Here is a 23,908-nt window from a genome sequence, read left to right as displayed (position 1 = left end):
TTGTCGCGAGCGCCCGTGTCGCAGGTGCAGGGCAGTCGCGCCGGCCGCCGGGGGCCGCTGGCGGCGCGGTTCAGTAGACCATGCAGGCGGCGTTGAGCAGGCCGGCGCACAGGGCGCTGCCAGCAAGGAATAGGCCGTGGGCCAGGCAGTTGCCGCTGATGCCCTGGCGCAGTTCGGGCAGCAGGCGGGCGACGCCCAGGTAGACCAGCGCCTGCACCAGCATGGCGATGGCGCCCCACACCAGCATGTCGAGCAGGCTGGTGCTGTGGGCGATGCTGCTGGCCAGCGGCAGGGCGAAGCCGAGCAGCGCGCCGATCAGGGCGACGGCGGCAGCGAGGTTGCCGGCACGGATCAGTTCCAGCTCGGCGTAGGGCGTCAGGCGGATGTACAGGCTGGCGAACAGGCCGAACAGGGCCAGCGCGGTGGCGAAGTAGGCGAGGAAGCTGGGCAGGGTTTGCAGCAGGTCCACGACGGGATCTCCTAGAAGTCGATGATTCAGGCGTTGCGGAAGAAGTGCGGCACGAAGCGACTGCTGTCGCGGGTGATCGGCCCGCCATCCTCGCGGATGCCCAGGCCGGCGGCGCGCTCGCCGACCATCCAGCAGCCGAGCACCGGGTAGTTGCCGGCGAAGTTCGGCAGCGGCGCGCAGGCCTGCCAGATGCACGGGGCCTGCTCGTGCGGGCCGTCGCTGGCGATAGTGCCTTCGACGCCGATGATGAGGATGTTCTCGCCCTCGCGCGAGTACAGCGGCTTGCGCACCTTGGGCAGCGGCAGGTCGTCGCTGAAGCTGGCCGGCAGCAGATTGGGGTGGTCGGGAAACAGCTGCCAGAGGATCGGCAGCAGCGCCTTGCACGACAGCAGCAGCTTCCAGGCCGGCTCGAGGAAGCGGACGCCGCTGGCGGCCACGTGGGCGGCGAACTCGTCCTCCAGCAGCCATTCCCATGGATACAGCTTGAAGCAGTGGCGGATCGGCTGGCCGCCGTCGTCGACGAAGCAGCGCCGCGCGGCATCGAAGCCGATCCGCTCGATGGGCAGGTAGTCGGTGGCCAGGCCGGCCTGGTGGGCGGTGTCGAGCAGGTACAGGGCGTTGCCGGTGTCCTCCTCGTGGCCGGCGAGGGCGGCGAAGTGCACCGGGCCGCCGGGATCGAGCGCCCGCCAGCGCTCGATCAGCTGCTCGTGCAGCGAGTTGAACTGGTCGGCCTGCGGCAGCACATCCTGCAGCCAGAACCACTGCACCACGCTGGCTTCCAGCAGGCCGGTCGGCGTGTCGGCGTTGTACTCGAGCAGCTTCGGCGCGCCCGAGCCGTCCCAGGAGAAGTCGAAGCGTCCGTACAGGCTGGGCTCCTGCCGCTGCCAGGAGTCGACGATCAGCTCGCGGGCGCGCGGCGGCAGGGCGAAGGGCGCGAAGTGCTCATGGCGGATGATCCAGTCCACCGCCTCCAGGCAGCGCTGGTGCAGGTCCTCGCTGGCGCTTTCCAGCGTATCGATCTGCTCGAGCGAGAACTCGTAGGCGGCCGACTCGTCCCAGTAGGTGCCGTCGATGCTGTGGAAGGTGAAGCCGAGCTGCTCGCACTGGGCACGCCAGTGCGGGCGCGGGGTGAAGGCGCGGCGCTGCATCAGCCGCCTCCCGAGAAGCGCGCGCCTGAGCTGCCGAAGCCGCTGCGCTTGACCGTCTCGCGCGCCACCACCAGGTCCTGGCGGGCGGTGCGCGGGCGCGAGCCGGATTCGTAGGTCGGGCCGCGGTGGCGTCCGCTGCTGGCCGAGTAGATCGAGCTGCCGCCGCCACTGCTGCTGGTTTCGCAGTGGTAGGGGTGGGTGCTCCAGTCGGTCTGGCAGTTCTCGCGGCTGGCGTAGATGTCCCGGTAGATGGTGCCGTGGTGCAGCATGGCCATCAGCACGCCGCCGGTGAGCACACTGGTGAATACGACGTTGGATTTCTTCATGCGTCCGTGCGTGGTTCAGAAAGCGAAGGTCGCCAAGGTTAACCGCGGCGGCGGGAAAAGTCGCTGATGCGTGCCCGCAAACAACAACCCCCGCGCGCGGCGGGGGTTGGGGCATGCAGGCGGAGACTCAGTGCACACGCTGGCCCGGCTTGGCGCCGGCGTCCGGGCTGAGCAGGAAGATTTCCTCGCCACCCGGGCCGGCGGCCAGCACCATGCCTTCGCTGATGCCGAACTTCATCTTGCGCGGCGCGAGATTCGCCACGTACAGGGTCAGGCGGCCTTCCAGCTTGCTCGGGTCCGGGTAGGCGGACTTGATGCCGGAGAACACGTTGCGCTTGGCGTCGCCGATGTCTAGGGTCAGGCGCAGCAGCTTGTCGGCGCCCTCGACGAACTCGCACTTCTCGATCAGCGCGATGCGCAGATCCACCGCGGCGAAGGCGTCGAAGTTGATTTCCGCGGCCAGCGGCTCCTTGACCAGTTCGCCGTTGCCCTGCGGGGCGGCGGCTTCGGTGGACTGGGCGGCGAGGTCTTCCTTGGAGGCTTCGATCATGGCGTCAATCTTCGCGGGTTCGATACGGGTCAGCAGCGGGGTGAACGGGTTCAGCTGGTGGTTGGCCAGGCGCAGGGCGTGGTCCTGCCAGCTCAGCGGGGCGACGTTGAGGAAGCTTTCCGCGTCAGCGCTCAGGTTCGGCAGCACCGGCTTGAGGAAGATCACCAGCTGGCGGAACAGGTTGACGCCGAAGGCGCAGATCTCCTGCACCTCGGCCTGCTTGCCCTCGACCTTGTTCAGCGCCCAGGGCGCCTTGTCGGCGATCCAGGCGTTGGCGAGGTCGGCCAGGGCCATGATCTCGCGCATGGCGCGGCCGAAGTCGCGGTGCTCGTAGGCCTCGGCGATGGCCGGGGCGGCGGCCTGGAAGGTGTCCCACAGCAGCGGTTCGGGGTTGGCGTCGACCATCACCCCGGCGTTGCCCTTGTGGATGAAGCCGGCGCAGCGGCTGGCGATGTTGACCACCTTGCCGACCAGGTCGGAGTTGACCTTCTGCACGAAGTCCTCGAGGTTGAGGTCGAGGTCATCCACGCCGCGCGACAGCTTGCTGGCGTAGTAGTAGCGCAGGTACTCGGGGTTCAGGTGGTCCAGGTAGGTGCGCGCCTTGATGAAGGTGCCGCGCGACTTGGACATCTTCTGGCCGTTGACGGTCAGGTAGCCGTGCACGTTGACCGCGGTCGGCTTGCGGTAGCCGGCGCCTTCCAGCATCGCCGGCCAGAACAGGGTGTGGAAGTTGACGATGTCCTTGCCGATGAAGTGGTACAGCTCGGCGGTGGAGTCCTTGTTCCAGAAGGCGTCGAAGTCCAGCTCCGGGCGGCGCTTGCAGAGGTTCTTGAAGCTGGCCATGTAGCCGACCGGCGCGTCCAGCCAGACGTAGAAGTACTTGCCCGGCTCATCGGGGATCTCGAAGCCGAAGTAGGGCGCGTCGCGGGAGATGTCCCACTCCTGCAGGCCGCCGTCCAGCCACTCGGCGATCTTGTTGGCCACCGCGTCCTGCAGGGTGCCGCTGCGGGTCCACTGCTTGAGCATGGCCTCGAAGTCCGGCAGCTTGAAGAAGAAGTGCTTGGAGTCGCGCAGCACCGGGGTGGCGCCGGAGATCGCCGAGCGCGGGTCCTTCAGTTCGGTCGGCTCGTAGGTGGCGCCGCACTTCTCGCAGTTGTCGCCGTACTGGTCCTCGGCGGCGCACTTCGGGCAGGTGCCCTTGATGAAGCGGTCGGCGAGGAACATGCCCTTGTCCGGGTCGAAGTACTGGGTCACCGAGCGGGTGGCGATGTGCCCGGCGTCGCGCAGCTTCAGGTAGATGCCGGTGGCCAGCTCGCGGTTTTCCTCGGCGTGGGTCGAGTGGAAGTTGTCGAAGTTGACCAGGAAGTCGGCGAAGTCGCCGCTGTGTTCGGCCTGCACGCCGGCGATCAGCGCCTCCGGGGTGATGCCTTCCTTTTCCGCGCGCAGCATGATCGCCGAGCCGTGGGCGTCGTCGGCGCAGACGTAGATGCACTGGTTGCCGCGCTGCTTCTGGAAGCGCACCCAGATGTCGGTCTGGATGTACTCGAGCATGTGGCCCAGGTGGATGGAGCCGTTGGCGTAGGGCAGGGCGCTGGTAACGAGAATCTGGCGGGGCTCGGACATGATGATCGGCTGCACTGGCAAAACGAAGGAAGTCGGCAACTATATAGCTCCGGGCGGTTTTTTTCATCCGTGGGGCGGCGGCAGGGTGCGCCGCGCGCACCATCACCGGGGCCATGCAGCGAGGGACGCGTAGGGTGCGCCATGCGCACCATCGACTGGCGAACGACCGATTGGTGCGCATGGCGCACCCTACGGGTAGGATAGCCGCCTGTTTCGCTCAACCTTTTCCGGGAGTCATCCATGAGTGTCGTCACCCGCGCCGCCGTCGAGGCGGTCCTGCGTCAGTACACCGATCCGCATCTCGATCAGGACCCGGTCAGCGCCGGCTGTCTGCGTGACGTTAGCATCGACGGCGGTCGCGTGCGCGTGCGCTTGGAGCTGGGCTACGCCGCCGGGCTGTTCAAGGCCGGCTGGGCCGCGCTGCTCAAGTCCGGCCTGGAGAATCTCGCTGGTGTGACCGAGGCCTCGGTGCAGGTGGATTGCGTGATCCCGGTTCATCCGGTGCCGGCGCAGACCCCGGCCCTGGCCGGGGTGAAGAACGTCATTGCGGTGGCCTCCGGCAAGGGCGGCGTCGGCAAGTCGACCACCGCCGCCAACCTGGCGCTGGCGCTGGCCCGCGAGGGCGCACGGGTGGGCATCCTCGACGCCGACGTCTACGGCCCCAGCCAGGGCCTGATGCTCGGCATCCCGGACGGCACCCGTCCGCAGATCAAGGACCAGCAGTGGTTCGTGCCGCTGCAGGCCCATGGCGTGCAGGTGATGTCGATGGCCTTCCTCGCCGACGAGCGCACGCCGATGGTTTGGCGCGGGCCGATGGCCTCGGGCGCGCTGCTGCAGCTGATCACCCAGAGCGCCTGGGACAACCTCGACTATCTGGTCGTGGACATGCCGCCGGGCACCGGCGACATCCAGCTGACCCTGGCACAGAAGGTGCCGGTGGCCGGCGCGCTGATCGTCACCACCCCGCAGGACCTGGCCCTGCTGGATGCCCGCAAGGGCGTGGAGATGTTCACCAAGGTCAACATCCCGGTACTCGGCGTGGTGGAGAACATGGCCGTGCACATCTGCTCCAACTGCGGGCATGCCGAGCACCTGTTCGGCGAGGGCGGCGGCGCCAAGCTGGCCGAGCAGTACGGCGTCGACGTGCTGGCCTCCTTGCCGCTGGCGATGGCCATCCGCGAGCAGGCCGACGGCGGCAAACCGACCGTGGTCGCCGAGCCGGACGGCCCGCTGGCCATGCTCTACCAGCAGCTGGCGCGCAAGGTCGGCGCGCGGCTGGTGCGCCAGGCCGCCAGCGCCACGGCGATGCCGAGCATCAGCATCAGCGAGGATTGAGGGGCCTGCGGCTCGGCCCCAGTCGTTTCCGCTTGCCGTAGGGTGCGCCGTGCGCACCGGGAAAGCCGCCGTACCCATGGTGCGCACGGCGCACCCTACGCGGGTCTCACGCCCACGCGCCGGCCGGGCCTTTGCCGGGGATCGGCGTGCCGGTAAGATGGGCGCCCGTTTCGCCCCATCTTCCCCCGTTTCACCTCCTAGGCAGGACAGTCGCATGAGCATCAAATCGGACAAGTGGATTCGCCGCATGGCCCTCGAGCACGGCATGATCGAGCCCTTTGTCGAGCGCCAGGTGCGCGGTGCCGAGTCCGAACGGGTGATCTCCTACGGGGTGTCGAGCTACGGCTACGACGTGCGCTGCGCCGACGAGTTCAAGGTGTTCACCAACATCCACTCGGCCACCGTCGATCCGAAGAACTTCGACGAGAAGAGCTTCGTCGACGTCAAGGGCCCGGTGTGCATCATCCCGCCGAACTCCTTCGCCCTGGCGCGCACCGTCGAGTACTTCCGCATCCCGCGCGACGTGCTGACGATCTGCCTGGGCAAGAGCACCTACGCGCGCTGCGGCATCATCGTCAACGTCACCCCGCTGGAACCGGAGTGGGAGGGCCACGTGACCCTGGAGTTCTCCAACACCACCACCCTGCCGGCGAAGATTTACGCCAACGAGGGCGTGGCGCAGATGCTGTTCCTGCAGTCCGACGAAGCCTGCGAAGTGTCCTACAAGGACCGCGGCGGCAAGTACCAGGGTCAGGTCGGCGTGACCTTGCCCAAGGCCTGATCGGGCGTACCAGCGCATGAAAGCCGGGCCTTGGTTGCCCGGCTTTTTTCGTTTCGGCGGCCGCGGGTTGCGATGCTCTGGCCGCATGTCCCCTGCCGTCTGGAAAGATCAGTCCCCTGCGCTGCGTTCGCTGACGACCGCGCCGTTGCCCACCCATTCCCAGAACAGCCGGTAGGCCACGGCGAGGACGACCGGGCCGATGAACAGGCCGATGACGCCACTGTCCACCATGCCGCCGATGGCACCGATCAGCACCACCGGCATCGGCACTTCCAGGCCGCGGCCGAGCAGCAGCGGCTTGAGCACGTTGTCCGACAGGCCGGCGATCAGGGTCCAGACGGCGAAGGTGATTGTCTCCACGCTGGCGCCCTGGGTGACGATGACGAAGGCGATGACCGGCACGGTGATGATGGTCACCGGCACCTGCATGATGCCCAGCAGCAGGATTGCCAGGGCCAGCAGGCCGGCCCCCGGAATGCCCATGATCACGAAGGGGATGCCGACCAGCAGCATCTGGATGAAGGCGATGCCGATCACCCCCAGGGCCACGGCGCGGATGGTGGCGGTGCACAGGACGACGACCCGTTCGCCCTGCTGGGTGCCGACGATCCGGGCGGCGATGCGCCTGGCGCTCCGATGCCCCTCCACGCCGAAGGCCATGATGATCCCGGCAGTGATCAGGGCGCCGATGAAGATCAGCATGGCAGCCCCCATCCCGGCCAGCGTGCCGAGTATGCCGAGTGCATGCTCCCTGACCTTGGGCGCCAGTTGTTGCAGGGCTCCGGACAGGTTCACAGCTGCCTGCTGCCAAACGGCGTGGAGGCGCTCGCCGATCAGCGGCCAGTTGGCGACCGAGTCGGCGGGGGGCGGTATGGCAAAGGCGCCGCTCTTGATGGTCGCGACGGTGTTTTGCACCGACTCGGTCAGCGAGGCGCCCAGCAGGTAGGCCGGTATCAGCAGGGCCGCGACGCAGACCAGCACGATGAGCGTGGCCGCCTGGCCATTACGGTTGCCCAGACGGGCAAGCAGCCAGCCATGCAGCGGGTAGAGGGTGACGGCGAGAATCAGCGACCAGAGCAGCAGATCGATGAAGGGCCGGAAGACCCGGTAGCAGAACAGGGTCAGGACGACGATCAGGGCGCCGCGCATCAGCACATCGAGCAGGGGGCCGGACCAAGGTGGGACAGGGGATGGCGACATGGGCGTACCTTTTCTCTTGGTTGCCGCTAGCGTCATGCGCGGATGGCGCTGAATCGTCCTCAGCGCTCGGCATGCCGGATGGGGGAAAGCGCTGCCGTGCGGCTCTCCTACTCTCCAAAAGGATAGGTGTCTTCCTCGCCGGCGCACGGCTGAGATGAGTCCAGGGGCGTGACGGCATGGGTTTCTGCCAGCCAGATCCAGGCGTCGAACTGCTCGGCCAGCACGGCCTCGAAGTAGTGGCTCTGGCGCTCGCTCTCCGGTCGGTAGATCACGCCGATGGCGCGTTCCAGCAGCGGCTCGCGCAGGGCCGCGCGCAAATCCTCACGGTCGTCATCGCGCCAGTCGGTGAGGGAAGCGGGCAGGCCGGTCTGCAGGAACACCTGCTCCCAGCTGTCGTGGCGCGAGGGGCGCACCTGCTTGATGCGCATCGGCTCGTCCCAGTTGTCGGCCGCCGCCACCTCGCCGCGGTCGGTGCCCATGCCGATCAGCACCGCCTCACGGCCCCAGGCATTGCGGCACAGCTCACCGATGTTGAACTGGCCGGCCCAGCCCATCTCGGTGGCGCTGGCATTGCCGATGTGCGAGTTGTGCGCCCAGACCACCGCCCTGGCCTGCGGGCCGCGATGTTCCAGCAGGCTGTGCAGGGTGTCGAACATGTGCTGGTCGCGCAGGTTCCACGAGGGCGTCGAGCCGTGGTACATGATCCGGTAGTACTGCTCGGCGGCCTGCACCACGTGGGCATTGCGGGTGGCGTCGAAGAAGGCTTCGCCGTCGCGGCCCAGGCGTTCCAGACGCTGCTCGAGCAGGGTGCGCAATTGCTCGACCACGGCATCCTCGCAGGACTGCTGGCCATGCAGGACGTTGCGGCCGTACAGCGCGGGCGCGTCCTGCCAGGGCAGCAGGCAGCCATAGCGTTGCCGTGCGGCCTGAGCGGCCTGCGCATCGGTCCGCTCCAGATAGTCCAGTACCGCGCTGATCGAGGCGCCCAGGCTGTAGACGTCGAGACCGCGGAACTCCACGCGCCGCTCGGCGGGCAGGCTCGCGTTGTAGTCGCTCAGCCAGGCGCAGAAGCCGGCGACCTCGCGGTTGCGCCACATCCAGCTGGGGAAGCGCTGGAAAGCCTGTTGCTGCCAGCTCGGCGGTTGCTGCTGGCGCACCTGACGGTCGATCTGCGCCGCGTCCGGCCAGTCGGCCTCGACGGCGACGATGGTGAAACCGTGCCTGGCGATGAGGTGGCGGGTGATCGCCGCCCGCGTCTGGTAGAACTCGGCGGTGCCGTGGCTGGCCTCGCCGATCAGGACCACGCGGGCATCGGCGTAGCGGTCGAACAGCGCGGCGAATTCTGCGCTGTCCGGCGCCGGCAGCGGCTTCGCCCAGCGGCGCAGTAGGGCGAGGCGTTGCTGGTCGCTGGGCGGGGCGGAGTGGTCTTTCATCGGGCCTCCCGACGCGCCGGGGGCGTGGGCGCGTCAGGGAAAGCCTAGCCAATTTTGCGCTTCGAGAGGGCTGCCGGGGCGAGATCAGCGCTTGCTTTGTGCATTCTGCATGCCGGCATCGATGGCCTCGCCTGCGGCGCCGCTGCACACGGCGAGGCCCAGGCCTTTCGCCAGGCATTCGAACTTTTTGCGATCCTCGCCCTTGCTGACCAGGCACTTGGGCAGGGTGATGAGGGTCTTGACCCCTTCGAGGTCCTTCAGAGCCTGCTCATGCTGCTGACGGTCGATCTGCCCGGCCTTGAGGCGTTCCTTGCCGCTGGCGATGAGGTTGGGTATGTCCTCCTCATGGGTCCATTGCACGGCCTGCCGGCACATCTTGCCTTCCTGGCGAGTCGCCTCCTCTTCGTCAGGGGGAGCTGTGCTTGCGCTGTCGCTGGTCTGGTTCTGCAGCGGTGGCAGCTTGCTGTCGCTCTGGTTGGTCTGGTGCAGCTTCAGGGCTTGGGGGGCGGGCTCGGAGCTGGGCGGCTGGGTGCCGAAATGGGTCTGGCCATTGGCGTCGACCCATTTGTAGATCTGCGCCTGGGCAGGCAGGGCGCAGCTGACGGCGAGGAGCAGGGCAAGGCGGAGAGCGAGCATGTTGATAGATCCTTTATCCACAATTCGGCGGCGCCGGCAGGAAGCGGGCTCCTTGGCACTTCCCTGCGCGGTCAGGCCAGAAGATAAGCATCCGCCGCGGTATTGCCAAGTGGTTCACGGTTCGTTGAATGATCAGCCTGCCGCCGCCCCCCCCAGCCAGAGCCCCAAGCCGTAGGTGATCGCCGCGGCTCCGAGGCCGAAGGCGACCTGGCGCAGCCCCGAGTAGAGCAGGCCGCGGCCGGTGAACAGGGTGACCAGCGCACCGATCAGGAACAGCCCGCCGGCGCTGAACAGCGCGCAGGCCAGTACCGCCGCCTGGCCGTCGAGCAGCAGGAACGGCAGCACCGGCAGCAGCGCGCCGAGGCTGAACACCACGAAGGAGGTGACGGCGGCCAGCCAGGCCGAGCCACCGAGGTCGTCCGGGTCGATGCCCAGTTCCTCGCGCACCAGCGTGTCCAGCGCGTGGTCCTTGTCGGCCATGATGTCGCGGGCCATGGCCCGCGCGCGGGGCTCGTCGAGGCCCTTGGCGCGGTAGATCAGCACCAGTTCCTCGGCTTCCTCGTCGGGGACCATCTCCAGCTCGTCGCGCTCGGTGGCGATCTGCTGCTGGTACAGCTCGCGGGCGTTCTGCACCGACAGCCACTCGCCCAGCGCCATCGAGCAGGCGCCGGCGAGCAGACCGGCCAGGCCGGTGAGCAGCAGGGCATCGGCTGAGAAGGCTGCGCCGGCCACGCCCATCACCAGGCTGAAGTTGGAGATCAGGCCGTCGTTGGCGCCGAGCACGGCGGCGCGCAGGGCGTTGCCGCCGCCGGCGCGGTGGCGACCTTCGAGGCTGGCGAATTGGTGGCCGTTCCAGGCGTTGCGCCGCCCGCCCGCCAGCTCGGCGAGCAGGCGGGCGTGCGAGCGTTCCTGGCCGGGCATGCCGGTATCGCAGGTTTCCGGCTGGTCGTCGTACTGACAGCGGTCGATCTGCTCCAGCGAGGCGGCGGCCCCCACCACCCAGTCCGGGCCGAGCAGGCGGGCGATGCGGATCAGCAGGCGGGTGCGCCAGCTGGGGCGCAGCTCGGGCGCACCGGTGCCGGCCTGGCGGAACTGCGCCCGCCAGAACTCCGCGTGGCGCTCCTCGATGGCTGCCAGGCGGCGGTACAGCTCAGCCAGCTCCGGGCGGCTCTCGCACTCGGCGAGGGCGCGGTACAGCGCGGCGCTGTCGATCTCGCCCTGCAGGTTGCGGCGGTAGCGTTCGAGGTGGGCCTGGCGGTCGGTGGGCATGCGGTGGCCTCCGATGCGGGAATACCCCTACAGACTAGCCCCTGTTGTGAATGCCCAGGTGCGCACGGTGCACCCTGCGCGAGCCGCCAGTAGGGTGCGCCGTGCGCACCACATGTCCGTGCTCGCCTAGCGCCCCGGCGTCAGCAGCAGGCGCTGGCTGCCATAGCTGCGGTCGAGGTTGTGGCTCTGGAACGGGAAGCTCTGGTAGCGGCCCTTGAGCCAGGCGTCGATGCCGTCGGCGTAGTGCTTGCTCGCCGGGTTGCCGGACTGGCCGGAGCTGTTGACCCCCTGCAGTGGCTCGTCCTGACCGAAGTCGACCACCATGCGCATGGACGGAATCAGCCAGGTGTCGAAGTCCTTGCCCCACAGCCAGGCGGAGACGTTCAGGGTGCTGTGGTCGCCACCGGCCGGATAGGGGCCGCGATCCAGGTAGTCCTTGATGGTCGCCAGGCTGGCGCGCTGGCCGGCACTCATGTACGGCGCCAGACGGGTGCTGTCGCTGTCCCACTGGTAGCTGTGCAGCTTGCCCCACTGCCAGGCACTGCGATTGCTGCCCAGCCGGCTTTCCAGCTGGGCCACGCTGGCGGCCAGGCTGCGGGCGAGGATCGCCGGCTTGTCCTCCTTCTGCGCCGTGCGCACGTCGTCCCAGAACGGGCTGTCGACGCGGCCGAGCAGGTGGTCGGCCTGCGCCGAGTAGCTGAGCTTGGCGATTTCCACCAGGCCCTGCCAGGCGGCGCTGTCCTCCGGCCCCAGTTCGTCGAGGAAGGTCTGCCGCGCGCTTTCCTGCAGGAACATCGCGTACAGCGCGGCGTCCGCCGAACCGGCCGCCAGTTGGCCGTCGAAGGCCTGCAGGCGCTTGAGGGCTTCGCGCGCCTGGTCGCGCTCGCCGGCCGGCAGGGCCTCGATCACCCGCTGCAGCGGCTGCGCCATGAGGGGATCGGCGAACATGGCCTTGAGCTTGGCGGCGAACGGCGTCTGCTGGTCGTACTGCATGGCGATCATGCTGCGGGCATCGTGGCGGGTGCTGGCGCCGGCCAGTTCGGCGATGCGCTCGGCACGCTCGGGATAGAACCACGAGTTGGACAGCTGCACGCCGTAGCCGGCCGGCACGGTGCGCTGGTTGGCGGTGCCCAGCCAGCCCTGCATCGGGTCCTGATCGTAGGGATGCAGCATGGTGTCGGCGTAGCCGTCCCAGCCGTACTGGCTGTCCCAGCCGGGCGAGGGCACGAGGCCGCGACCGCCCTTGCGGTTCGGGTAGCGCCCGGTGACCTGCCAGGCGATGTGCTGGGCGTCGGCGTAGACCATGTTCAGACCGAGGGCGCGGATGTTGCGCACCGGCTCGTGGGCATCCTCCACCGACTGGGCGCGCGACAGGTCGAAGATGGCGTCGAGGGTCTGGTCGGCCTCGAACTGGTTGGTCTTCAAGGCGAGGCCGTAGCCGCTGGCCAGGGCGATGGGTTGCATGGCGTGCTTGCGTTCGCCGAGCACGCTGTTCAGCAACGGGCCGTTGCGGGTCTCGTAGAAGGTTTCGCGGACCGGGCTCTGCCCCTTGACGAAGAAGGTTTCCTGGTGCGCGCGCGCCGGCTGCCACTTGCCGTCGGCGAGGTACTCGAGGCGCCCGCCCTGCTGGCGCAGCTGTTCGAGGAACAGGTCCTGGGTGTCGCCCATGACCATGGTCATGCCCCAGGCCAGCTTGCCGTTGAAGCCAGCGACCACCGCGGGGATGCCGGCCACCGAGACGCCGGCGGCCTGGTACTTGGGCGCGCGCAGGTGCACGAAGCTCCACAGCGAAGGCTGGCTCAGCGGCAGGTGCGGGTCGTTGGCCAGCAGGCTCTTGCCGCTGCGGCTGCGCTGGGGGGCGATGGCCCAGTTGTTGGAGGCGGCAACGCCGAGCATGTTCAACGCCGCCAACTGCCCGGCGACGCCATCCAGGGCGGCGAGCCCCGGGATCTTGCCGCTCAGGGCGAGGCCCTTGAGCTTGTCCGCCTCGTCGACCGGCAGCGGCTCGTCCGGGTAGGTCGGCAGCAGCCAGGCCAGCTGCGCGGCGCCGACCTTCTGTGCCAGCGCCAGGCTGGAGATTTCCTCCTGCAGGTTGACCGACAGGCCGAAGTTGAGCAGACAGAAGATCAGCGCCGAGTCTTCCGGCTTCCAGTATTCCGGGCGGTAGCCGGAAGCGGCCAGGTCCATCGGCAACTTGTCGCGGTGGCGGAACAGGTAGGCGTTGACGCCGCGGGCGTAGACCTCGAAGAACTTGTGCAGGCGCGGCGAGGCGTTCTTGTAGACGATGTCGGCGCTCTGGCGCAGGTTCACCGCACGCATGAAGCGGTCGATCTCCAGCACGCCGGGACCTGCCATCTCGGCCAAACGGCCTTGGGCCATCAGGCGCAGGCCGACCATCTGGCTCAGGCGGTCGCTGGCGTGCACGTAGCCGAGGGCGAACAGTGCGTCGTGGAAGCTGCGGCTCTCGATCAGTGGCATGCCCAGCGCATTGCGGCGCACCGACACCGTGTCGGCCAGGCCCTTGAGCGGCTGCACGCCGGAGGTGGGCGGCAGGCTGTCCTGGTAGCGGCTGTCCAGCCAGGTTTGGCAGCCACTCAGGCTGACTAGCGTGGTCAGGGCGGCGGCACCCGCCAGCGGGGCGAGGGGACGAAACGAACGCAGCGACATGGCGTGGCTCCAGGAGCGGGCAGGCAAGACCAGTTCAGCACAGCGCCAGGGGCCATGCCGGAAAAGGGCGCTACGTTAGGGGGCCTGCAGGCGCCTGACAAGAGCTGTCGGGGCAGGCTCTTTCAGACGTGGGCGGGGTGCTGCGGCAGGCCTTCGTCGAGCAGCCAGCGGGCGGCCTTGCGGGCGGCAGCCTTGTGTTGCAGTTCGAGTTCGCTGAAGCGCTTGTCGTGCTGGCGGCGCTCGGCGGCCGTCAGCGCCTTCCAGGCGGCATGGGTGGGGATGCCGGAGGTTTCGTCGAACAGGGTGTGGAAGACCCGGCAACGCTCGTGGTTGCTGAGCTGGATGTTGTAGTTGTCGAGCAGGATCTTGATGCGGATGGCGCCTTCGATCAACGGCAGCTGCTCGTCGAGCAGGCTGCCGGCCAGGAGGCGCAGATCGCCGCCGAGGCGCTGCTGGCGGGCGCTCTCGGCGCTCGCATAGGCCTTCTGCTGGGCCCACACCCGGCGCCACAGGTGCAGGGCGTAGCCGCCCAGCACCAGCACGACGAGCAGGCCGGCCAGCAGCAGGCCGATGGACAGTGCGTTCATGCCCTGTTCAGGCGCCGTGGCACTTCTTGTACTTCTTGTTGCTGCCGCACGGGCAGGGGTCGTTGCGGCCGACATCCTTCAGCGGATTGCGCACCGGCTCCTGGTGCTCGTGGTTGCAGTGCGGGCCGTGGACGTGCGGCTCGTGGTGGTGGTCATGGTCGTGGTTGCAGTCGGGGCCATGCACATGGTCTTGCTGGGTCATCACTTACTCCGGAATAAAGGCGCCGGGAACAATGGTGCCACTACGTTTTACATTGACGTGGTGGCGGAACATCAGCCCGACCGTCAGCTCGCCTTGGAGGCGATAGGTGATCGGATTGTCGGGCTTTCTCAATAGTTTGGCGATGTCTTTCATCTGTCGCCAGAGGTTGGTGTTCACCGGGACGTCGAATTCCCGATAGCTGTGGGCCGGAACCGTGAGCCAGGTCGAGTATTTGCCGCTTGCCAGCTTCACCTTCTCGAGGAAAACCGTGTATTTGAGGCTGCGAACCGACAGGTCGACGTCGTCGGGGTTGTCGATGCGAAAGCGTAGGCGGAACTCCTGCTCCAGCAGGCGCCCGCGAACCAGTTCGACATTGACCAGTTGGACGTCGGGGTTCTTGAATAGGGTGTCGCTCGGCGCGCTGGCGCAGCCGCTCAGACCATGACCGGCGAGCAGAAGTAGCAAGAGGGCGAGGGTTCTTGTTATGGACGCCGGAAATATCATGCCAAAACTCCGTTGGATGCCCGAGTGTAACAATCGCAACAAGGGCTGCAACGTGTTGTTGCGGGAATGTTGCAGTAAAAAAACCAGCGCCATACTGCGCAGGAAAAAGGACAGGAGTGTGACGGTTGAGCAATCTTTATGAAGTAGCCTTCGCGGGCGAGCTGGTGGTGGGAGCCGATGCGGAGCAGGTGCGGGCCAACCTGGCGCGTTTGTTCCAGGCCGACCCGCAGCGGATTGCCGCGCTGTTTTCCGGACGGCGCACGGTGATCAAGAGCAATCTGGATGCGGCCAGCGCCGAAAAGTACCGCCTGACCCTCGAGCGCGCCGGTGCTCAGGTGGAGGTCAGTCCGGTTGGCCAGGCTCCTGCGCCCGCGGTGCCGGTCGCCCCGGTCGCGACCGCCGCCGTGGCCCCGGACGTTGCGTTGCCCGCGCTCAAGGTGGCGCCGCGCGACGAATACATGGCGGCATTCAGTGACGTGGCCGCGCCGGACTTCGGCCTGGCGCCGGTCGGTGCCGACCTGCAGGAGCAGCGCCCGGCTCCTGCGGCACCGGCGCTGGATCTGAGCCAGCTGAGCGTGGCTCCGGTGGGTAGCGACATGGGCCAGGCCAAGGCCGCGCCGGCTGGCCCGCCGCCGGATACCTCGCACCTGCAGCTGGCGAACTGACTCACGCGCGGGCGGTCAGCGTCCGAGCAGGACCGCGCAGCACTTCTTGAACTTCTGCCCGCTGCCGCATGGGCAGGGATCGTTGCGCCCGGCCTTGAGCTGCACGGTCGGGTCGATGAAGTACCAGCGCCCGTCCAGGCGTACGAAATCCGAGCACTCGCGGTGCGCCTGGTCGCCGGCATCGTCCTGCCAGCGGGCGCTGAAGGTCACTTGGGCCCGTTCCGGGGTGCCGCCGAGGGGCTGGTGCTTTTCCACGGTCAGGCCCAGCCAGCGACTTTGCCGGCTCCACGCGGCCATGGCTTCGCGCTCCAGTCCCGTCTGCTGGGCGGGCAGGGTGGTGGCGACCAGATAGTCGATCAAGCCGAGTACGTAGGCGCTGTAGCGCGAGCGCATCAGCGCCTCGGCGGTCGCCGGCAGCGCGCCAGCGTGGTAGCGGCCGCAGCAGTCGGCCAAGGGCAGGGTGCTGCCGCAGGGGCAGATAGAAAGGGGCATCGGGAACTATCGGTGCAGTCAAAAAAGAGGCTCTAGCCTAGCCGCAACGCAGCCGCCTGCGCCAGCTGGCAGATATGTGACGCCCCGTCTTTACTTCTAACATCGGCAATTTGGGACCGATGCCACGGAGAACTGCAGCATGGGAAATATATTCGCTAAAGCGGCACTACCGCTGCTTCTGGTCAGCGGGGTTCTGGCCGGTTGCGCCTCCACTACCAGCACCGGTGATGCTCCGCTCAACCAAAAGAACTGGCCATGGTGCAGTCTGCTCGGCGGCCTGGTTGGTGGCGGCCTGGGGGCCACGGAGAGCTCGGCCTGGGCCGGCGGTGGCGCCGCGGCCGGCGCGATCCTCGGCGGCCTGCTGTGCTATGCGCAGGATGGCGACGAGGACAAGGACGGCGTATTCGACCGGCGCGACCGCTGCCAGGGCACGCCGGCCAACACGCCGGTGGGGCACAACGGCTGTCCGCTCCCGCAGTACCCCGAGAAAGCCGCACCGCCGGCACCGCAGGATGAGGTCATCGTCCTCAGCGATCTGGGCGAAGTGCTGTTCGCCTTCGATTCCGCCAAGCTGACCCCCGCCGCCATGGCCACCCTCGACACCGTGGTGGAGAAGCTCAAGGGCAGCGATGTGGTCGGCATCAAGGTGAATGGCCACACCGACAGCACCGGCACCGATGCCTATAACCAAGGGCTCTCGGAGCGGCGCGCCGCCAGCGTGGTGGACTATCTGGTGAGCCAGGGCGTGGCGCCGGACAAGCTGACTTCCGAAGGCTTTGGCGAGAGCAAGCCGGTGGCCGACAACGCCAGCAAGGAAGGGCGGGCAGAGAACCGTCGGGTGGAGATCATGGTCGATCGCTAGCGCTCCGATGGTGGTCAGGCGTTTGCTGTCATGAGGGGCCGGTCGGCCCCTCATGACTGTCTGCACGTCGGCACACACTTGGCAGCCCTGGCGGCTGCCGTTAAGGTGCGCGCTGATTCCTCTCGGATACCTCGATGAAACAGCTGACGACCTTCGGCCGCCTGCTGGCCGTGCTGTTCTGGCTGGCGGTGCTGGGCAACCTGATTTCCCCCTTCGCGGCGCCCTTCGCCCTGCTGGTCAACCTGGCCGCTGCGGCGGTGCTGCTGCTGCATGTCCTGCAGCTGGCGCTGTGCCACGGTCGGCTCAAGGTCAGTGCGCAGCCGACCCGCGACCGCCTGCTGCTGCTCCTGTTCGGCTCGTTTTATCTGCAGGCCCTGCCATCGCCCGCGTCGGTGGTCGAGCAGCTGCTGCAGGCGACCCGCGTGGCGGAAGGCGCTGGAGTGACCGAGCCGGCGCCTGACGCCGCGGATCAGCGCAGCGCCGCCTGAGTCCCAGCCGGGGCCTGCCGGTCGATCCTTTCTGCAGGCCGGCGGCCGGCGCGCTATCATGGCCACCCGTCCGATCACTGAACGTTTATCCAGCGCGCCCGCCATGCTCAGCAACGAACTCAAGTCCCAGATCCAGGGCGCCTACACCCGCTTTCTCGAGGCCAAGAGCCTCAAGCCGCGCTACGGCCAGCGCCTGATGATCGCCGAAGTGGCCAAGGGTCTCGGCGCCATCGCCACCGACGACGAAGGCAAGCGCACCGGCGACCCGGCGGTGGTGGCGGTGGAAGCCGGCACCGGTACCGGCAAGACCGTGGCCTATGCCCTGGCGGCGATTCCCGCGGCCAAGGCCGCCGGCAAGCGTCTGGTGATCGCCACCGCCACGGTCGCCCTGCAGGAGCAGATCGTCTTCAAGGACCTGCCGGACCTGGCACGCAACAGCGGCCTCAACTTCAGCTTCGCCCTGGCCAAGGGCCGCGGCCGCTACCTGTGCCTGTCCAAGCTCGACCTGCTGCTGCAGGAGGGCGCGGCGCAGGGCGCCACCGCCCAGCTGTTCGAGGAGGAAGGCTTCAAGATCGACGTCGACGAGGCCAGCCAGAAGCTGTTCAACACGATGATCGAGCGTCTGGCCGGCAGTCGCTGGGACGGCGACCGCGACGCCTGGCCGGAAGCCATCGAGGATGTGCAGTGGTCGCGGCTGACCACCGACCACACCCAGTGCACCGGCCGCCATTGCCCCAACTTCCAGCAGTGCGCTTTCTACAAGGCGCGCGAGGGCATGACCAAGGTCGACGTGATCGTCACCAACCACGACCTGGTGCTGGCCGATCTGGCCCTCGGCGGCGGCGCCATCCTGCCGGCGCCGAGCGAGACCCTCTACGTGTTCGACGAGGGCCACCACCTGCCGGACAAGGCCATCGGCCACTTCGCCCACTTCACCCGTCTGCGCTCCACTGCCGAGTGGCTGGAGCAGATCGCCAAGAACCTCACCCGCCTGCTGGCGCAGAACCCGCTGCCCGGCGAGTTCGGCCGGCTGATCGAGGGCGTGCCGGAGCTGGCCCGCGAAATCCGCACCCAGCAGCAGTTCGTCTACGCCGCCTGCGAGGAGCTCGGCGACTTCCGTCCCGGCGAGGACATGGAAGGCCGCGACCGCCCGCGCCACCGCTTCGTCGGTGGTCTGGTGCCCGAGCACCTGCGCGAGATGGGTATCGAGCTGAAGAAGGGCTTCAACCGCCTCAACGACGTGTTCACCCGTCTGGCCGACATCCTCAAGGAGGCAATGGATGGTGACAGTAGCGCCGGGGTGAGCAGCTACCAGGCCGAGGAGTGGTACCCGCTGTTCGGCAGCCTGCTGGCGCGGGCGCAGAGCAACTGGGAGCTGTGGACCGCCTTCACCCTCGAGGACCCCGAGGACAGCCCTCCGATGGCGCGCTGGCTGACCCTGGCCGAGAGCGGCAGCTATCACGACATCGAGGTCAACGCCAGTCCGATCCTCGCCGCCGAAACCCTGCGCCGCAACCTGTGGAACGTCGCCTACGGCGCCCTGGTGACCTCGGCCACCCTCACCGCGCTGGGCACCTTCGACCGCTACCGCATGCGCGCCGGCTTGCCCAAGGGCGCCGTCACCGCCGTGGTGCCCAGTCCGTTCCGCTACGCCGAGGCCGGCCTGTTGCGCGTGCCCGACCTCAAGGCCGACCCGCGCGACGCTGCGGCGCATACCGCGGCGATCATCCGCGAACTGCCGACCCTGGTCGAAGGCGCGCGCGGCAGCCTGGTGCTGTTCTCTTCGCGCAAGCAGATGCAGGACGTGTTCGACGGCCTCGCGCGCGACTGGCGCAAGCGCGTGCTGATCCAGGGCAACCTGTCCAAGCAGGAAACCCTCAACAAGCACAAGGCGCGGGTCGACGACGGCGAGACCAGCGTGCTGTTCGGTCTGGCCAGCTTCGCCGAGGGCGTCGACCTGCCCGGCGCCTACTGCGAGCACGTGCTGATCGCCAAGATCCCCTTCGCGGTGCCGGACGACCCGGTGGAAGCGGCGCTGTCCGAGTGGATCGAGGCGCGTGGCGGCAACCCGTTCATGGAGATCGCCGTGCCCGACGCCTCGCTGCGCCTGATCCAGGCCTGTGGTCGCCTGCTGCGCACCGAGCAGGACACCGGTACAGTGACCCTGCTGGATCGCCGTGTGGTGACCCAGCGCTACGGCAAGGCCATCCTCAACGCCCTGCCGCCGTTCCGCCGGCAGATCGACTGAGTCGGCCGGCGACGCCATGGACCCGTCTCCCCGCTCCATCCTGATCACCGGTTGCTCCAGCGGCATCGGCCTGGCCACCGCGCGGGCCTGTCGCGCCGCCGGCTGGCGGGTGTTCGCCAGCGCCCGCCGGGCCGAGGACGTCGCCCGTCTGGCCGCCGAGGGCTTCGAGGCGCTGGCGCTCGATCTGGATGACTCGGATAGCATCGGCGAGGCCGTCGCCAGCGTGCTGGCGAGTACCGGCGGGCGTCTCGATGCGCTGTTCAACAATGGCGGCTACGGCCAGCCGGGTGCCGTCGAGGACCTGCCGCGCGCCGCCTGGCGCGAGCAGTTCGAGAGCAACCTGTTCGGCCCGGCCGAGCTGATCGCCGCGGTGCTGCCGGCGATGCGCCACCAGGGCCACGGCCGCATCCTGTTCAATAGCTCGGTACTCGGTTATACGGCGTTGCCTCTGCGCGCGGCCTATAACGCCTCCAAGTTCGCCCTCGAGGGCTTGGTCGACACCCTGCGTCTGGAGCTGGCGGGCAGCGGCATCGAGGCGGTGCTGATCGAGCCGGGGCCGATTGCCTCCCGCTTTCGCGCCAACAGCCTGGCGGCCCTGCGCCGGCATGTGGACACCGACGCCGGACCGCATGTCGCCGCCTATCGGCGCATGATCGAGCGCCTGGCCAAGGCGGACGCGGCGGTCCGCTTCACCCTGCCGGCCGAAGCGGTGGCCGCGGCGGTGCTGCAGGCGCTGAGCAGTGGCGTGCCACGTACCCGCTACCCGGTGACGCTGCCGGCCAAGCTGTTCCGCGTGCTTAACCGCCTGCTGCCGGATCGCCTGCTCGACCGCCTGAAGCGCTCGAACGCGTAGCTCGCCGCGGGGTTCCCAAGGCGCGCTCGGACTGAAACAATGCCCGGGCCATTTCGATCCGGGGGTAGGGCAGTGCAGATTCAGGGCTATTTCGACCTGCAGTTCGAAGCGGTGAGGGATGCCTTCGCCGAATTGTTCGACAACCCGCAGGAGCGCGGCGCCGCGCTGTGCATCCAGGTCGGCGGCGAAACCGTGGTCGACCTGTGGGCCGGCATGGCCGACAAGGACGGCCTCGAGCCCTGGCATACCGACACCATCCTCAACCTGTATTCCTGCACCAAGGCCTTCACCGCCGCTGCCGCGCTGCAGCTGGTGGGTGAGGGCAAGCTGGAGCTGGACGCGCCGGTCACCCGCCTGTGGCCCGAGTTCGGCGCCGCCGGCAAGCAGCACATCACCCTGCGCCAGCTGCTCAGCCACCGCGCCGGTCTGCCGGCGATCCGCCAGCCGCTGGCGCCCGAAGCGCTCTACGACTGGGACACCATGACCGCCGCGCTGGCCGGGGAAGCGCCCTGGTGGACGCCCGGCGAAGCGCATGGCTATGCGCCCATCACCTACGGCTGGCTGATCGGCGAACTGATCCGCCGCGCCAGCGGGCGCCGCCCCGGCGAGGTGATCGTCGAGCGCACCGCCAAGCCGCTGGGCCTCGACTTCCACATCGGACTGGCCGACAGCGAGTTCCACCGCGTCGCCCATATCTCCCGCGGCAAGGGCAACCTGGGCGACGCCGCCGCCCAGCGCGTGCTCAACGCCATGCTGCGCGAGCCACAGGCCATGACCACCCGCGCCTTCACCAATCCGCCGTCGATCATGACCAGCACCAACAAGCCGGAGTGGCGGCGCATGCAGCAGCCAGCCGCCAACGGCCACGGCAACGCGCGCAGCCTGGCCGGCTTCTATGCCGGCTTGCTGGACGGCAGCCTGCTCGACAGCGCCCTGCTGGCCGAGATGACCCGTGAACACAGCCTGGGCGACGACCTCACCCTGCTGACCCGCACCCGCTTAGGACTAGGCCTGATGCTCGAGCAGCCCGACATGGCCAACGCCACCTACGGCCTCGGCCGCCATGCCTTCGGCCACCCCGGCGCCGGCGGCTCCATCGGCTTCGCCGACCCCGAGCGCGAGCTGGCCTTCGGCTTCGTCACCAACACCCTCGGGCCGTATGTGCTGATGGACCCGCGCGCGCAAAGGCTGGCACGCTTGGCAGGGGCGTGCTTGTAGGGGACGCTGCTGGACGGCAATGCCTGTGACTGGTGAGCGGGTGGGCGCGGCATAAGCCGGTGTGCAGGTGCGGGCGCTCCCTGTGACCGTGGATGGGCGGTGCGGCGCCGTTCAGGGGCTCGGGGCGCGGCAGGCTGTGCGCCTCCCGTCAGCGCGAAGGTCATCCGGCAGATTCACAGAGGGAGGCGCGCTGGTCGGTGCGGGGGAGGCGGGAGAAATATTGCAGAAACAACAAGGCCCGCACTGGGCGGGCCTTGTTGAGTGATTCACCGAAATTCATCGGCAGATCGGGATATGGTCGGAGCGACTGGATTCGAACCAGCGACCTTCTCGTCCCGAACGAGACGCGCTACCAAGCTGCGCTACGCTCCGTTTTGATGGGGCTCATTTTACAGAAAAAATGATGGTGCACAAGGGGTTAGGTGAAAAAAATTAAAACTCCCGCATCCGCGGATGTCGCGCGGTGGCGTGAGTCAGGTTGGCCCGGTTGGTGCTATAAAACCGATCAGGTCTTTCTTTGTCCCGAACCCCTGCGCGGAGCCTCTTGATGAGCCAGCACGCCGAAAGCGTTTTCGTCCCCCTGAACATTGCCGTCCTGACGGTCAGCGATACCCGTACCCTGGATACCGACACCTCCGGCGGTTTGCTGGTCGAGCGCCTGCAGGCGGCGGGGCATAACCTGGCGGCGCGGGTGCTGCTCAAGGACGATCTGTACCGCATCCGCGCCCAGGTGGCGCAGTGGATCGCCGAGGACGAGGTGCAGGTGGTGCTGATCACCGGCGGCACCGGCTTCACCGGGCGCGACAGCACGCCGGAAGCGGTGGCCTGCCTGCTGGACAAGCAGGTGGACGGCTTCGGCGAATTGTTCCGGCAGATCTCGGTAGTGGACATCGGCACCTCGACCATCCAGTCGCGCGCCCTGGCTGGCCTCGCCAACGGCACCCTGGTGTGCTGCCTGCCCGGCTCGACCAACGCCTGCCGCACCGGTTGGGACGGCATTCTTGCGACCCAGCTGGATGCCCGGCACCGGCCGTGCAACTTCGTCACCCACCTGAAGCAGGCTCCGGCCTGCGGGACGCGCGGATGAGTGCGCTGCTGCCGCTGGAGGAGGCGCTGGCACGCCTGCTGGCGCAGGCCGCGGCCGAGCCGATCGTCGAGATCGAATGCATCCCCGCCGCGGAGGCGGCGGGGCGGGTGCTGGCGACGCCGCTGGTCGCCAGGCTCGATCTGCCGCCCTGGCCGAACAGTGCGATGGACGGCTATGCGCTGCGCCTGGCCGACTGGCAGGGCGAGCCGCTGGCGGTCAGCCAGCAGATCTTCGCCGGCCAGGCGCCCGTACCGCTGCAGCCGGGCAGCTGTGCGCGCATCTTCACCGGCGCGCCGCTGCCCGCGGGTGCCGACACCGTAGAGATGCAGGAGAACGTCGCGGTGCAGGCCGACGGTCGGGTGCGCTTTCTCGATGCACTGCGGCCTGGCCAGAACGTGCGGCCCCAGGGGCAGGAGATCCGCTGCGGCGAAGTGCTGCTGGAGGCCGGTACCCGCCTGGGGGCGGTGGAGCTGGGCCTGATCGCCGCCGTCGGCGTGGCGCAGGTCGAGGTGCGCCGCCGGCCGCTGGTGGCCCTGCTGTCCACCGGCGACGAGCTGGTCGAGCCGGGCCAGCCGCTGGGTGCCGGACAGATCTACAACAGCAACCGGGCGCTGCTGGCAGCCTGGCTGGCCGGCCTGGGCTGCACGGTGCTGGACGCCGGCATCCTGCCCGACGATCTGCTGCAGACCCGTGCGCGCCTGGCGGCGCTGGGCGCGGCGGACCTGATCCTTTCCACTGGTGGGGTGTCGGTCGGCGAGGCGGACTTCCTCGGCCAGGTGCTGCGCGAAGAGGGCGAGTTGACCCTGTGGAAGCTGGCGCTCAAGCCGGGCAAGCCGCTGACCTGCGGCCATTTCCGCGGTACGCCGCTGATCGGCCTGCCCGGCAATCCGGCTTCCACCCTGGTGACCTTCGCCCTGCTGGCGCGCCCCTATCTGTTGCGACGCCTCGGCGTCAGCCGTCTGGAACCGTTGCGCTTTGCGGTCCCGGCGGCTTTCGCCTGGCCCAGGGCCGGTGGCCGTCGCGAGTTCCTGCGCGCACGGCTGGAACAGGGCAGGGCGGTGCTGCATGCGAACCAGAGTTCCGGCGTGCTGCGCAGCGCGGCCTGGGCCGACGGCTTGGTCGAGATCCGCGAAGGCGCCACGCTGGCGGAAGGCGATGCGGTGACCTTCATTCCGCTGGCGGAGCTGTTCTGACCAGGCCCATGACCTCGGGCATGTTGCGGTAACCGCCGTTCGACTAGAGTGGATGACTATCCAGGCCGGCCT

23 protein-coding genes and 1 tRNA gene are annotated in these 23,908 nt (G+C 68.3%); 10 read left to right on the top strand and 14 right to left on the bottom strand.

The window, feature by feature from the left end:
• Nucleotides 1-70: 70 nt before the first annotated feature.
• The 4 genes from KRX52_RS17920 to metG all read right to left on the bottom strand — a co-directional run bounded on the left by KRX52_RS17920 (nucleotide 71) and on the right by metG (nucleotide 4,116).
• Nucleotides 71-469, bottom strand: a complete 399-nt coding sequence (locus KRX52_RS17920; protein ID WP_217683090.1) for a DUF350 domain-containing protein — start codon at nucleotides 467-469, stop codon at nucleotides 71-73.
• Nucleotides 470-495: 26 nt separating this feature from the next.
• Nucleotides 496-1,617, bottom strand: a complete 1,122-nt coding sequence (locus tag KRX52_RS17915; protein WP_217683089.1) for a glutathionylspermidine synthase family protein — start codon at nucleotides 1,615-1,617, stop codon at nucleotides 496-498.
• A complete protein-coding gene (locus KRX52_RS17910; protein ID WP_217683088.1) occupies nucleotides 1,617-1,943 on the bottom strand; it encodes a hypothetical protein in 327 nt (108 codons plus the stop codon). Before KRX52_RS17910 ends, KRX52_RS17915 begins: the two co-directional genes overlap by 1 nt.
• Nucleotides 1,944-2,070: 127 nt before the next feature.
• A complete protein-coding gene (metG, locus tag KRX52_RS17905; RefSeq protein ID WP_217683087.1) occupies nucleotides 2,071-4,116 on the bottom strand; it encodes a methionine--tRNA ligase in 2,046 nt (681 codons plus the stop codon).
• 240 nt (nucleotides 4,117-4,356) lie between these two features.
• Here metG and apbC point away from each other — a divergent pair, with 240 nt between their 5' ends.
• On the top strand, nucleotides 4,357-5,451 hold the full coding sequence (gene apbC, locus KRX52_RS17900) for an iron-sulfur cluster carrier protein ApbC (protein WP_217683086.1): 1,095 nt from the start codon (nucleotides 4,357-4,359) through the stop codon (nucleotides 5,449-5,451).
• A 214-nt stretch (nucleotides 5,452-5,665) separates the two neighbouring features.
• Complete coding sequence (gene dcd, locus KRX52_RS17895) at nucleotides 5,666-6,232, top strand: dCTP deaminase (protein WP_090214307.1); 567 nt, start codon at nucleotides 5,666-5,668, stop codon at nucleotides 6,230-6,232.
• Nucleotides 6,233-6,340: 108 nt separating this feature from the next.
• On the opposite strand, the gene KRX52_RS17890 is transcribed toward dcd, so the two are convergent.
• The 8 genes from KRX52_RS17890 to KRX52_RS17855 all read right to left on the bottom strand — a co-directional run bounded on the left by KRX52_RS17890 (nucleotide 6,341) and on the right by KRX52_RS17855 (nucleotide 14,730).
• A complete protein-coding gene (locus KRX52_RS17890; protein WP_217683085.1) occupies nucleotides 6,341-7,432 on the bottom strand; it encodes an AI-2E family transporter in 1,092 nt (363 codons plus the stop codon).
• Between the two features lie 107 nt (nucleotides 7,433-7,539).
• The gene (locus tag KRX52_RS17885; RefSeq protein WP_217683084.1) at nucleotides 7,540-8,865 is read right to left on the bottom strand and encodes an erythromycin esterase family protein; all 1,326 of its coding nucleotides are present in this window, start codon (nucleotides 8,863-8,865) and stop codon (nucleotides 7,540-7,542) included.
• Between the two features lie 84 nt (nucleotides 8,866-8,949).
• Entirely contained in the window at nucleotides 8,950-9,501 is a 552-nt protein-coding gene (locus tag KRX52_RS17880) for a DUF4124 domain-containing protein (RefSeq protein ID WP_217683083.1), read from the bottom strand.
• Nucleotides 9,502-9,633: 132 nt separating this feature from the next.
• Complete coding sequence (locus KRX52_RS17875) at nucleotides 9,634-10,770, bottom strand: VIT1/CCC1 transporter family protein (protein WP_217683082.1); 1,137 nt, start codon at nucleotides 10,768-10,770, stop codon at nucleotides 9,634-9,636.
• Nucleotides 10,771-10,896: 126 nt separating this feature from the next.
• On the bottom strand, nucleotides 10,897-13,437 hold the full coding sequence (locus tag KRX52_RS17870) for a penicillin acylase family protein (protein ID WP_217683081.1): 2,541 nt from the start codon (nucleotides 13,435-13,437) through the stop codon (nucleotides 10,897-10,899).
• 122 nt (nucleotides 13,438-13,559) lie between these two features.
• A complete protein-coding gene (locus tag KRX52_RS17865; protein WP_217683080.1) occupies nucleotides 13,560-14,024 on the bottom strand; it encodes a DUF2489 domain-containing protein in 465 nt (154 codons plus the stop codon).
• 7 nt (nucleotides 14,025-14,031) lie between these two features.
• Entirely contained in the window at nucleotides 14,032-14,226 is a 195-nt protein-coding gene (locus tag KRX52_RS17860) for an SEC-C metal-binding domain-containing protein (RefSeq protein WP_217683079.1), read from the bottom strand.
• A gap of 3 nt (nucleotides 14,227-14,229) precedes the next feature.
• Nucleotides 14,230-14,730 (bottom strand): LEA/WHy family protein, encoded by a 501-nt coding sequence (locus KRX52_RS17855; RefSeq protein WP_217683078.1) that lies wholly within the window; start codon nucleotides 14,728-14,730, stop codon nucleotides 14,230-14,232.
• A gap of 125 nt (nucleotides 14,731-14,855) precedes the next feature.
• Between KRX52_RS17855 and KRX52_RS17850 the strand changes: the two genes are divergently transcribed.
• Complete coding sequence (locus KRX52_RS17850; protein ID WP_217683077.1) at nucleotides 14,856-15,395, top strand: hypothetical protein; 540 nt, start codon at nucleotides 14,856-14,858, stop codon at nucleotides 15,393-15,395.
• Between the two features lie 15 nt (nucleotides 15,396-15,410).
• Here the strand turns inward: KRX52_RS17850 and KRX52_RS17845 are convergent, their stop codons facing one another.
• Nucleotides 15,411-15,887, bottom strand: coding sequence for a YchJ family protein (locus KRX52_RS17845; RefSeq protein ID WP_217683076.1), 477 nt, complete (start codon nucleotides 15,885-15,887; stop codon nucleotides 15,411-15,413).
• 139 nt (nucleotides 15,888-16,026) lie between these two features.
• Between KRX52_RS17845 and KRX52_RS17840 the strand changes: the two genes are divergently transcribed.
• The 5 genes from KRX52_RS17840 to KRX52_RS17820 all read left to right on the top strand — a co-directional run bounded on the left by KRX52_RS17840 (nucleotide 16,027) and on the right by KRX52_RS17820 (nucleotide 21,556).
• Nucleotides 16,027-16,749 (top strand): PA1041 family peptidoglycan-binding anchor lipoprotein, encoded by a 723-nt coding sequence (locus KRX52_RS17840; RefSeq protein ID WP_217683075.1) that lies wholly within the window; start codon nucleotides 16,027-16,029, stop codon nucleotides 16,747-16,749.
• A gap of 134 nt (nucleotides 16,750-16,883) precedes the next feature.
• Nucleotides 16,884-17,237, top strand: a complete 354-nt coding sequence (locus tag KRX52_RS17835) for a DUF1145 domain-containing protein (RefSeq protein WP_217683074.1) — start codon at nucleotides 16,884-16,886, stop codon at nucleotides 17,235-17,237.
• Nucleotides 17,238-17,340: 103 nt separating this feature from the next.
• Nucleotides 17,341-19,485 carry an ATP-dependent DNA helicase DinG gene (gene dinG / locus KRX52_RS17830; RefSeq protein ID WP_217683189.1) on the top strand — a complete coding sequence of 715 codons (2,145 nt, stop codon included), beginning with the start codon at nucleotides 17,341-17,343 and terminating at the stop codon, nucleotides 19,483-19,485.
• A 16-nt stretch (nucleotides 19,486-19,501) separates the two neighbouring features.
• Nucleotides 19,502-20,338 (top strand): SDR family NAD(P)-dependent oxidoreductase, encoded by an 837-nt coding sequence (locus KRX52_RS17825; RefSeq protein WP_217683073.1) that lies wholly within the window; start codon nucleotides 19,502-19,504, stop codon nucleotides 20,336-20,338.
• Nucleotides 20,339-20,410: 72 nt separating this feature from the next.
• Nucleotides 20,411-21,556 carry a serine hydrolase domain-containing protein gene (locus tag KRX52_RS17820; protein WP_217683072.1) on the top strand — a complete coding sequence of 382 codons (1,146 nt, stop codon included), beginning with the start codon at nucleotides 20,411-20,413 and terminating at the stop codon, nucleotides 21,554-21,556.
• Nucleotides 21,557-21,851: 295 nt separating this feature from the next.
• On the opposite strand, the gene KRX52_RS17815 is transcribed toward KRX52_RS17820, so the two are convergent.
• Nucleotides 21,852-21,928: transfer RNA gene (locus KRX52_RS17815), tRNA-Pro, on the bottom strand.
• Between the two features lie 175 nt (nucleotides 21,929-22,103).
• Between KRX52_RS17815 and moaB the strand changes: the two genes are divergently transcribed.
• Both moaB and KRX52_RS17805 read left to right on the top strand, forming a co-directional pair.
• Nucleotides 22,104-22,643, top strand: coding sequence for a molybdenum cofactor biosynthesis protein B (gene moaB / locus KRX52_RS17810; RefSeq protein ID WP_217683071.1), 540 nt, complete (start codon nucleotides 22,104-22,106; stop codon nucleotides 22,641-22,643).
• On the top strand, nucleotides 22,640-23,836 hold the full coding sequence (locus KRX52_RS17805; protein ID WP_217683070.1) for a molybdopterin molybdotransferase MoeA: 1,197 nt from the start codon (nucleotides 22,640-22,642) through the stop codon (nucleotides 23,834-23,836). Before moaB ends, KRX52_RS17805 begins: the two co-directional genes overlap by 4 nt.
• Nucleotides 23,837-23,908 lie beyond the last annotated feature (72 nt).

This window comes from Geopseudomonas aromaticivorans (genome assembly GCF_019097855.1).
Lineage (GTDB): Bacteria > Pseudomonadota > Gammaproteobacteria > Pseudomonadales > Pseudomonadaceae > Geopseudomonas > Geopseudomonas aromaticivorans.
This window is presented reverse-complemented; position numbering and strand designations above follow the sequence as displayed.

Coding starts and splice junctions, on each gene's coding strand:
- KRX52_RS17885 (WP_217683084.1), bottom strand. CDS start 8,865: ATGAAAGACCACTCCGCCCCGCCCAGCGACCAGCAACGCCTCGCCCTA.
- KRX52_RS17870 (WP_217683081.1), bottom strand. CDS start 13,437: ATGTCGCTGCGTTCGTTTCGTCCCCTCGCCCCGCTGGCGGGTGCCGCC.
- KRX52_RS17890 (WP_217683085.1), bottom strand. CDS start 7,432: ATGTCGCCATCCCCTGTCCCACCTTGGTCCGGCCCCCTGCTCGATGTG.
- KRX52_RS17840 (WP_217683075.1), top strand. CDS start 16,027: ATGGGAAATATATTCGCTAAAGCGGCACTACCGCTGCTTCTGGTCAGC.
- KRX52_RS17875 (WP_217683082.1), bottom strand. CDS start 10,770: ATGCCCACCGACCGCCAGGCCCACCTCGAACGCTACCGCCGCAACCTG.
- KRX52_RS17880 (WP_217683083.1), bottom strand. CDS start 9,501: ATGCTCGCTCTCCGCCTTGCCCTGCTCCTCGCCGTCAGCTGCGCCCTG.
- KRX52_RS17865 (WP_217683080.1), bottom strand. CDS start 14,024: ATGAACGCACTGTCCATCGGCCTGCTGCTGGCCGGCCTGCTCGTCGTG.
- apbC (WP_217683086.1), top strand. CDS start 4,357: ATGAGTGTCGTCACCCGCGCCGCCGTCGAGGCGGTCCTGCGTCAGTAC.
- KRX52_RS17910 (WP_217683088.1), bottom strand. CDS start 1,943: ATGAAGAAATCCAACGTCGTATTCACCAGTGTGCTCACCGGCGGCGTG.
- KRX52_RS17915 (WP_217683089.1), bottom strand. CDS start 1,617: ATGCAGCGCCGCGCCTTCACCCCGCGCCCGCACTGGCGTGCCCAGTGC.
- dcd (WP_090214307.1), top strand. CDS start 5,666: ATGAGCATCAAATCGGACAAGTGGATTCGCCGCATGGCCCTCGAGCAC.
- KRX52_RS17825 (WP_217683073.1), top strand. CDS start 19,502: ATGGACCCGTCTCCCCGCTCCATCCTGATCACCGGTTGCTCCAGCGGC.
- KRX52_RS17805 (WP_217683070.1), top strand. CDS start 22,640: ATGAGTGCGCTGCTGCCGCTGGAGGAGGCGCTGGCACGCCTGCTGGCG.
- metG (WP_217683087.1), bottom strand. CDS start 4,116: ATGTCCGAGCCCCGCCAGATTCTCGTTACCAGCGCCCTGCCCTACGCC.
- KRX52_RS17845 (WP_217683076.1), bottom strand. CDS start 15,887: ATGCCCCTTTCTATCTGCCCCTGCGGCAGCACCCTGCCCTTGGCCGAC.
- KRX52_RS17835 (WP_217683074.1), top strand. CDS start 16,884: ATGAAACAGCTGACGACCTTCGGCCGCCTGCTGGCCGTGCTGTTCTGG.
- KRX52_RS17860 (WP_217683079.1), bottom strand. CDS start 14,226: ATGACCCAGCAAGACCATGTGCATGGCCCCGACTGCAACCACGACCAT.
- dinG (WP_217683189.1), top strand. CDS start 17,341: ATGCTCAGCAACGAACTCAAGTCCCAGATCCAGGGCGCCTACACCCGC.
- KRX52_RS17855 (WP_217683078.1), bottom strand. CDS start 14,730: ATGATATTTCCGGCGTCCATAACAAGAACCCTCGCCCTCTTGCTACTT.
- moaB (WP_217683071.1), top strand. CDS start 22,104: ATGAGCCAGCACGCCGAAAGCGTTTTCGTCCCCCTGAACATTGCCGTC.